General features: G+C 74.7%; 6 protein-coding genes. 1 reads left to right on the forward strand and 5 read right to left on the reverse strand.

The genetic code is table 11. The annotated features are described in order from the left end of the window. Window positions 1-75: 75 nt before the first annotated feature. The 4 genes from ABZX22_RS22110 to ABZX22_RS22125 all read right to left on the reverse strand — a co-directional run bounded on the left by ABZX22_RS22110 (window position 76) and on the right by ABZX22_RS22125 (window position 6,583). The gene (locus tag ABZX22_RS22110) at window positions 76-3,090 is read right to left on the reverse strand and encodes a DUF6493 family protein (protein ID WP_354911981.1); all 3,015 of its coding nucleotides are present in this window, start codon (window positions 3,088-3,090) and stop codon (window positions 76-78) included. Then, entirely contained in the window at window positions 3,087-4,427 is a 1,341-nt protein-coding gene (locus ABZX22_RS22115) for an SWIM zinc finger family protein (RefSeq protein ID WP_354911984.1), read from the reverse strand. Before ABZX22_RS22115 ends, ABZX22_RS22110 begins: the two co-directional genes overlap by 4 nt. Window positions 4,428-4,557: 130 nt before the next feature. Then, a complete protein-coding gene (locus tag ABZX22_RS22120; protein WP_354911987.1) occupies window positions 4,558-6,042 on the reverse strand; it encodes an MFS transporter in 1,485 nt (494 codons plus the stop codon). Between the two features lie 136 nt (window positions 6,043-6,178). Further along, window positions 6,179-6,583, reverse strand: coding sequence for a hypothetical protein (locus ABZX22_RS22125; RefSeq protein WP_354911989.1), 405 nt, complete (start codon window positions 6,581-6,583; stop codon window positions 6,179-6,181). Window positions 6,584-6,712: 129 nt separating this feature from the next. On the opposite strand from ABZX22_RS22125, the gene ABZX22_RS22130 reads away from it, so the two are divergent. Then, a complete protein-coding gene (locus ABZX22_RS22130; RefSeq protein ID WP_354911991.1) occupies window positions 6,713-7,354 on the forward strand; it encodes a response regulator transcription factor in 642 nt (213 codons plus the stop codon). Window positions 7,355-7,388: 34 nt separating this feature from the next. On the opposite strand, the gene ABZX22_RS22135 is transcribed toward ABZX22_RS22130, so the two are convergent. Further along, window positions 7,389-8,519, reverse strand: a 1,131-nt coding sequence (locus ABZX22_RS22135) for a GAF domain-containing protein (protein WP_354911993.1), incomplete at its 5' end; no start/stop codon positions are given.

An 8,519-nucleotide genomic window follows, 5' to 3' on the forward strand; every position in this document is an offset into this window, starting at 1 on the left:
GCGCCCGGCCGCCGGGTGGAATGCCTGCGCGAAGCCCATCCGGGAAAGCCCCTCCTACGGGCGGGCCCTCCGCGGTCAGCGGAGCCGGTCGCGCAGGCGGGCGCACTCGTGGGCGAAGCGGGTGCCGCGCCCGCTGTCCGCGTGGGCGGACACGCACGGGATCTCGCCTCGGGCGCCGGCCCACGCCGCCACGTCGGTGGCCAGCGCCACCGCCGCGGTGTGGCCGGCGGTCGGCCGCTCCCCCTCGCCTGGCAGCAGCACCGGCAGCATCCCCCTGAGGATGTCCCAGACCTGCTCGTGCGCGCCCCGGCGGGCGGCGTCGGTGAGGGAGTCCAGCACCGGAGGGATCGGGTATCCGGCGCGGCGGATCAGGAACGCGAGTTGGCGGCCGACCGCCTCGGCGGGCAGGCTGTCCCGGGCCGCCATCCGCAGCAGCAGCGGCACCGCCTTCGGTTCGCCCTTGGCGAGGAAGTAGGCGAGCATGACCGCGATGGCGTCACCGGCCGGGCCGTCGGCGTCGGCGAGTATCGCCAGGTGCGGCGGGTAGATCCCGGGGCGGGTCCACCGGTACAGCAGGTAGGGCAGGTAGTTGACGGCGACGACCTCGCGGTGCGACGGCAGGACCGCCGCCCACCAGGCCATGGAGTTGCTGTGGTCGTCCCAGTGCCAGGACGACGGCTCGCTCAGCAACTCGTCGACCAGGTCGTGCCCGGTCGGCTCGGCGCGGAGCACCGGCACCAGCTCGACCTGCGTGGCGTCTTCGGGCGTGCGCTCCTCGAAGAGATGGCGAGTGCCGCCCTCGACGTAGGCCCACGCCACGCCGGTCTCCGGGTCGGGCGGGCCGCCCGCGGACAGCCAGGCGGCGGCCTGGACGGCTCCCCGCGAGCCCACGCGTGCGGCCCGCTCGGCGGCGGCGGGGTGGGCTCCGCGCGGCAGCCGCAGCAGCGCCTGCCCCAGGTCGGCGGCCAGCGGCTCGACACCGGCGGCGGCGCACGCCTCGAGCCGGTCCACCAGCGTCGCGGGGTCCAGGTGCCCGGTCATCAGGGTGGGCGTGGCCAGCAGGACGGGCGGCAGCGTTCCCTCCCGCAGGGCCACGTAGATCTCGCTCAGCCGGCGCAGCAGGAACAGGTGCGGCGGCGAGGCCCGCCCCGGGTCGGGCAGCCGCTGCCGCCTGCGCAGCTCCGCCGCGGGGTCGGGCTCCTGTTCGTGACCGGTCAGCGGGTGCGGGCCCGCGGACGGATGCGGGCCCGCGGACGGATGCAGACTCGCGGACGGATGCAGGCCAGCGGACGGATGCAGGCTCGCGGACGGATGCAGGCTCGGGGAGAGGAAAGGCACGATGAACGCCGGCTCACGCGGGTCGGGCGGCGGGGCCGCCTCGTCGCCCGGCGGCTCGACCTCGGCTCCGGAGCCGCGAACGCGCCGATCCGGTCGCGGGCCTCGACGGGCGACGCCCTCCAGGAAGTTCGCCAACATCCACCGGTCGGCGGGCTCGGCGGCGGGCACACCCGGATCGGCGCCCGGCGTGATCACCTCCCTGACCAGGGCGGTGATCCAGTCGCCGGTCTCTGTCCAGCGCTCCTTGGCGTACAGCTGAGCGGGGTCGTCCAGCTGGGCGGGGTCGTCGTCGAAGGCGCGCTTCAGCTTCGCGCGCAGGGCCGGACGGTCGCCCGCGGCCGCCACGAAGGCGGCCAGCCACCGCTCGTCCTGCATCCATCCGCGCCGGTACCGCTGCCACGCGTCGAGCGCGGGCGCGGGGAACCGGCCGGGGCCCGGCAGGACGGGCAGCGGCGCGGGGGTGAACGGCTCCGGCGCCTCCTCGGCCGCGAGGTCGCCGCCGAACACCGCCGCCACCTGCGCGCCGAGGTCGGCGGGCAGGGCGGGGACTGCCTCGGCGATCAGCGGAGCGGCCGGGCCGAACGCGGCGGCGTGCTTGACCGCGAGGGCGGCCGCGCGCCGCCGCACCCCGTAGGAGGTGTGGGAGAACGCCGTGACGAGCGCGGGCGCCAGGTCGGCGGCGCGCGCGGGCGCCTGCCGTACCTCCTCCTCCAGCCAGGTCAGGCCGGCGCGGGCCAGCTTGGCCTCGGGACGGAAGGTCAGCGCGTCGACCGCGTCGACGACGTCGGCGGCGTCGTGGGGTCCGGTGCGGCGCAGCTGGGCCAGGGCCAGCTCGGCGACCGTGCCGGGGGCGGCGGGCAGCAGCCGCAGATGGTCGCGGGCCCGCCCGGCCGACTCGTGCGGCTGAGGGTCGACCAGCTCGTACAGGCGGACGAAGAAGCGCAGGTCAATGGCGTCGCCGCCGCGCAGGAACCGGCTCACGCAGCCGTCGAGGATCTCCTCGCGCGACACCGTGCCCGCCGCCAGGAGCTGCCCGAACAGGGCGAGCCAGCGGGTGGGTCCTGGCTTCGGCCGTTCGTCCCTGAGGGCCCGGCCGGCGCCCTCCGCGTGGAAGATCCTCGGCAGCAGCGGGCCGACCAGCGGGTCGTCGTCCACGGGCGGGGCCGACAGCCAGGCGACCACGAGCGGGTCGTGCTCGGGCGGCTCGGCGCCCGAGGCCCGCAGCGCCCCGAGGGCCAGCGGGACGACGCGGTCGCGCGGCCTGCGGATCTTCGCCGCCAGCCGTGCGGCCACATCGGCCTGGAAGGCGACGGGGCGCGCGGCCAGCGCGCGGAACACCTCGTCCAGCTCGTCCGGCTCTTCACGCCACGGGTCCGGGGCCGGCAGCAGGTCACGGCGGGTCAGCCAGGCGGCCGTGGCCGCGGGGGCGGAGAGCGTGCCCGCGCCGGCGACCAGCAGCGGCGGCCCGAACGCGCTGACCGCGTCGGCCACCGCCCAGCGCACCTCCAGCCGCATCCACTCGGCGTCGTCGTCCTCGGCGACGTCGTCCTCGGCGGGGTCGCCCTCGGCACCCCCGCCCCGCCGGCTCTCCCTGGCCATCCGCGTCGCGGTCTCGCGCAACTCCTTGAGGAAGCCCGGCAGCCGGCGGCCCGCCTCGGCCCGCTCGGCCTCGGTCAGCGTGGTCACCAGGTCGGCGAGCGCCACCGTCTTGCGCTCGGTGACGAGGTCACGCACCTCCTGCCAGACGCTCATCGCACGGCCGCCACGTCGGCGCGGGCGGCGATCCTGGCCGCCAGCACGTGCTTGCACGGTCCGCGCGAACCGCGGTGGTCCCACCACCACGGGCAGGTGCACGAGCCGTCGCTCACCCTCACCTCGCGCACCCCGCCGCCGGTCCGCACCCGCGCCGTGTCCCCCTCGATCCGTACGGCACCGGCCGCCACCAGCGCCCTCGCGGCGGCCAGGCGGGGATTGAGGTTCTGCACGTGCTCCCTGTCGTAGGGCAGCTCGCGGTGGAAGTGCGCGGCGTCGGACAGGTCGTAGCCGACGCGGCCCGCCGTACCCAGCTGGGTGAGCGCGGCCCGGACCCGGGCGGTGGGCAGGCCCGCCCGGTCGGCCAGCAGGCCGATCTCCACCTCGGGCTCGAAGTTGAGCAGCATGCCGACCACGTCGGCGTCGCCCTCGGCCTCCTCGGACGACAGGTCCTCCAGCACCGCGCCCTCCCCCGAGAAACCGCGCCAGCGCTCCGGCGACAGGGCGAGGGTGTAGCGCATGCCGGGCAGTTCCAGCTCCCAGGCGCTCGACGCCGCACCGCCGGCGCCGCCGGCCGGGCCGTACACCCGCAGGCTTCTGGCGAAGCGCAGCAGCGGCAGGAGCGTCGCCAGGCGGCCCACGCCGGACAGGCACACCGCGCCCGCGCCGGGCCGGTCGCCCACCCGCAGCTCGCGGCCCACGGGAGTGACCCACAGGTCGGCCGTGGCCCGCTTGGGCAGCGACCGCAGGAACCGCACCGCGTTCATCCCCGGCAGCTCGGCCTTCAGGTCCATGCCCGCCGCGATCACCTGCACCTCGGCGAAGCCCCTCAGCCAGCGCTCGGGCAGCGGCACCTTCTTCTCCACGACCGCGCCGTCGAGGGTCGTCACGGTCAGCTCGTCGGCGCCGACGCCGAGGTGGAGCGGGTCGCGCGGGCCGACCCTGGCCAGCGCCTCGCGCAGCGGGCCGTTGACGTCGACGTTGGTGGTGCCCCGGTCGAACACCTCGCCGTCCAGGGCGCCGTCGAGCAGGTCGAGGCGGGCGTAGACGCCGCCGCAGGCGGAGAACGACTCGAACCTGAGCCGGTCGCCTCCGCACGTGACGACCGGGTCGCGGGTCCAGCCCGGACGGGGCTGGTGGTAGCGGGTGAGGGCCACGTCGGCCACGCCGAGCAGCGCCGCGGCCGCGGGCGCGGCCTGCGTCACCACCCCGCTGAAGAACCGGGGCGCGAGGGCGGGGCCGCTGAGCGCGGTGCCGCCGGACGTCGACAGTCCGAGGCGGCCGTCCACCAGAGTCGAGGGCGCGGCGTAGCTGTACGCCTGCGTCGCAGATGTCATGCGCGGGACAGTAGAGATCACTACTGACAGAATCCGGCTACCAGGCGACGCCGGGACGAGAGGATCCAGCAGACCGGGGGCGCGCACCGCGCCGGCCTGCTGGATCGACGGTCCGGCCGTCCTGAGGGGTTTACCCGGTGACCTCGCTGTCCTCCCTGGCGGGAGCCGGGGCGGGCGCCGGCGCCGTACGGCGCAGCACGGCCATCGCCAGGGCCGCGGCCGCCAGGCTGCAGGCCACGCCCACCCACGAGCCGAGCGACATCGCCGCGCCGAAGGCGTCGCGCGCGGCGGCGAGAACGGCGGGATCACCCAGCACGACCGCCTGCCCGATCGACTCGCGGGCCGCCGCGGGCGCGGAGTGCGGCATCCGGGCGGTGTAGACCCCGGCCAGCACGCTGCCGAGGACGGCGATGCTGAGCGCCATGCCCACCTGCTGGACGGTGTCGTTCAGCGCGGAGCCGGCACCGGCCCGCTCCACGGGCACCGCGCCCATCAGCGTCGTGTAGGCGGCCGGCCCCGCCAGGCCGCCACCGGCCCCCATGACCAGCATGGAGGCGAACATCGACCAGTAGCCGCCGGTCATGGCCAGGCCCGCGAAGGAGACGGCCATCACGGCCAGTCCGACGACGACCAGCGTCCGGTTGGAGACCTTCTGGCCGAGCGCCACGCCGACGTAGTTGAAGACCGTGGCCGCCAGCGCGTACGGCAGCAGCCCCAGGCCCGCCTGCGTGGCCCCGTAGCCGAGCACGAACTGCAGGTACTGGGTGAGCATCAGCATCACCGCGCCGATGCCGAACGACATCAGCAGGATCGAGAACGAGGCGCCGGTGAAGTCTCGGCTGCGGAACAGCTCCAGCGGCAGCATCGGGTGCGGCGTCCTGCGCTCCCAGAGCGCGAAGCCGCCGAGGGCGACGGCGGCGATGACGGCCACCGGCAGGTTCACGCCCTGCTGGGGCGCCTCGATCACCACGTAGACGAGCGCGGTCAGCCCGACGGTGGACAGCAGCACGCCGAGCGGGTCGAGGCTGCGCTCGGGGCCGCGCCGTTCGGGCATCAGCGCGTACGCGGCCACGATCGCGATCACCGCGACGGGGACGTTGAGCAGGAACACCGAGTTCCACGAGAAGCGCTCGATCAGGAACCCGCCGAGGGTCGGCCCGCCGATCACGCCGACCGTCGCCACGACGCTCCAGGCGGCCATGGCCTTGCGCCGCTCGTCGTCCTCGAACGTGGTGATCAGGATGGACAGCGTGGATGGCATCAACATGGCGCCACCGACGCCCATCAGGGCGCGGGCGGAGATCAGGTGCCACGGCTGCGTCGCCAGCGTGGCCAGCAGGGAGGCGCCGCCGAACACGGCCAGGCCGAGGACGAGCAGGCGGCGCCTGCCGTACCGGTCGGACAGGTTGCCCGTGGTGAGCAGCAGACCGGCGTAGACCAGCACGTAGGCGTTGATGATCCACTGGATGTCGGAGGGGGTGGCGCCGAGGTCGGTCATCAGTGACGGGATGGCGACGTTGAGCACGGTGGTGTCGATGACCAGCACCATCAGGCTCAGGCAGAGGACGACGAGGACCCACCAGCGGCGGGGGTCTCGGCCGGCGTGTTCGGACACGTTCAGGCCCTTTCGGGGGAGTCGGGGAGGGAGAGCGGGCGGCTTTCAGCGCACCCAGCCGGTGTGCCGCCGCCCGCCGTCGCGGTCGAGCGCGGCGCCGACCGCGCGGACGAGCCAGGCGTTGACCGACAGCCCTTCACCGCCGGCGGCCGTCTCGATGCGGTGCTTGAGCGGGTCGGGGACGCGCAGGGGAGATCCGCGAGGTGCCGCTCTCCTCGCCGTCGGCGGGCGAGGTAGCAGGCGGGAAGGTCGAGGAGAGGGCGGACGGGTGGGAGCCGGGCGGTACGGCGGGGCCGCCCGGCGGCGGCGTCACGACGAAGCAGGGATCCCGGCCGCGCAGGCGCAGCTCGACCGAGCCCGGCGCGAGATCACGGGTGATCTCGACGGCGGCCCTCGAGAGCGCCTCGAGGAGGACGAGCCTGGCGGTGGAGTCGAGCGGGACGACGAGCCGCTCGGCGAGCGCGCGGGCGTCCTCGCCGGCCGCCTCCGCGGAGGCGGCGAGCTCGTGGTGGAGGCGGTCGACATACGGCGTGAGGTGCATGGCATCACTATGGCGCCATCATGGCGTCATTTCAACCCTTCGATCTGGCACCTGTGGCGCCACCCTCGCCGAAGTGTCCGGGACTTTGGTCCCTACCAGCGCCCATGCCGAATGGATAGCGTCGGCATCATGATTCGCGTGTTCCTCCTCGACGATCACGAGGTGGTACGACGGGGCGTCGCCGCCCTGCTGGAGTCCGAGGACGACATCGAGGTGGTCGGCGAGGCGGGCACCGCGTCCTCGGCCCTGGCTCGTATCCCCGCGCTCCGGCCCGACGTGGCGGTCCTCGACGTGCGCCTGCCGGACGGCGACGGCGTCGACGTCTGCCGCGAGGTCCGCTCGCAGATGCCCGAACTGCAGTGCCTGATGCTGACCTCCTACGCCGACGACGACGCGCTGTTCGAGGCCGTCATGGCGGGCGCCGCGGGGTACGTGCTCAAGCAGATCCATGGCTCCGACCTGGTCGGCGCGGTGCGCACGGTGGCGAAGGGGCAGTCGCTGCTCGATCCGCAGACGACCGCGACGATGCTGCAGCGGCTGCGCGAGCAGGCCGACCGGACCGACCCGCTCAAGGCGCTGTCGGAGCAGGAGCGCCACATCCTGGAGCTGATCGGCGAGGGCCTCACCAACCGGCAGATCGGGCAGCGGCTGCACCTGGCGGAGAAGACCGTCAAGAACTACGTCTCCAACCTGCTCGGCAAGCTCAACCTGCAGCGCCGTACTCAGGTCGCGGCCATGGCCGCCAGGTTGAAGGCCGATCGCGGGCGCTGACGCGCGCCGCGCCGGGAGGCGCCGGGCGGGGGGTTCAGAGCGGGACCCGCCAGCAGATCCGCGTGCCGCCGCCGGCCGGCTCCTCGACCTCCAGCACGCCGTTGAGCTGGGCGGCGCGGTCCTCCAGGTTGCGCAGGCCGCTGCGGTGACCGCCGTCGCCCATCCCCACGCCGTCGTCCTGCACCACGAGCGTGAGCGTGCCGTCGGCGATCTCGACCGACACCTCCGCTCTGGAGGCCTTGGCATGGCGGACGACGTTGGACAGCGCTTCGCGCAGCACCGCCAGCAGGTGGGCGGCGACCTCCTCCGGCACCTGGTGGTCGAGCGGGCCCTCCATGCGCAGGCCGGGCATGAACCCGAGGTGACCGCGCGCGTTCTCGACGAGGTCGACGACGCGGGCCCGCAGGCTGGGCGAGCCGGAATCGCGCGGCACCTGCAGGGCGAAGATGGTCGAGCGGATCTGCCTGATGGTCTCGTCGAGCTCGTCGATCGCGTGCTGCACGCGGTCGGCCGCCTCCGGGTGCTCGACCAGCCGTACCGCGCCCATCAGCGTCATGGCGACGGCGAACAGCCGCTGGATGACCACGTCGTGCAGGTCCTTGGCGATGCGGTCGCGGTCCTCCAGCAGGCCGAGCCGTTCGGCGTCCTTGCGCGTCTCGGCCAGTTCGAAGGCCAGCGCTGCCTGCGCGGCGAAGGAGCCGAGCATCTCCACGTCCGCGCCGGTGAACGGCATCCGGCCGGGCTGCTTGACCAGGGCCAGCACGCCGCGCACCGGGAGCGCCGTGCCCAGCGGCACCAGCAGGCCGGGCGCGTCAGGGCCGGAGGAGTCGTGCATGCTCTTCTCGAGCCTGGACTCCCCGTTGGTGTAGACGGCGCCGACGGCGCTTCCCTCCAGCGGGAAGCCGGTGCCGAGCAGGTCCTCGGCGTCCTCGCCCTCGGCGACGGCCACCGACAGTCCCTCCCCTGGCGCCTCGGGCAGCAGGACCATGGCCGCGTCGGCGCCGGTCATCCTGCGGGCGCTGGCGGCGAGCATGCGGAGCACGTCGTGCGAGGCGGCTCCCGACAGCAGACTGGTGGTGATCTCCGAGGAGGCCTGCAACCACGTCTCCCGGCGCCGCGTCTCCTCGTACAGCCGGGCGTTCTCCACCGCCACACCCGCCGCCGT

The organism is Nonomuraea sp. NPDC003804, assembly GCF_040610675.1.
GTDB lineage: Bacteria > Actinomycetota > Actinomycetes > Streptosporangiales > Streptosporangiaceae > Nonomuraea.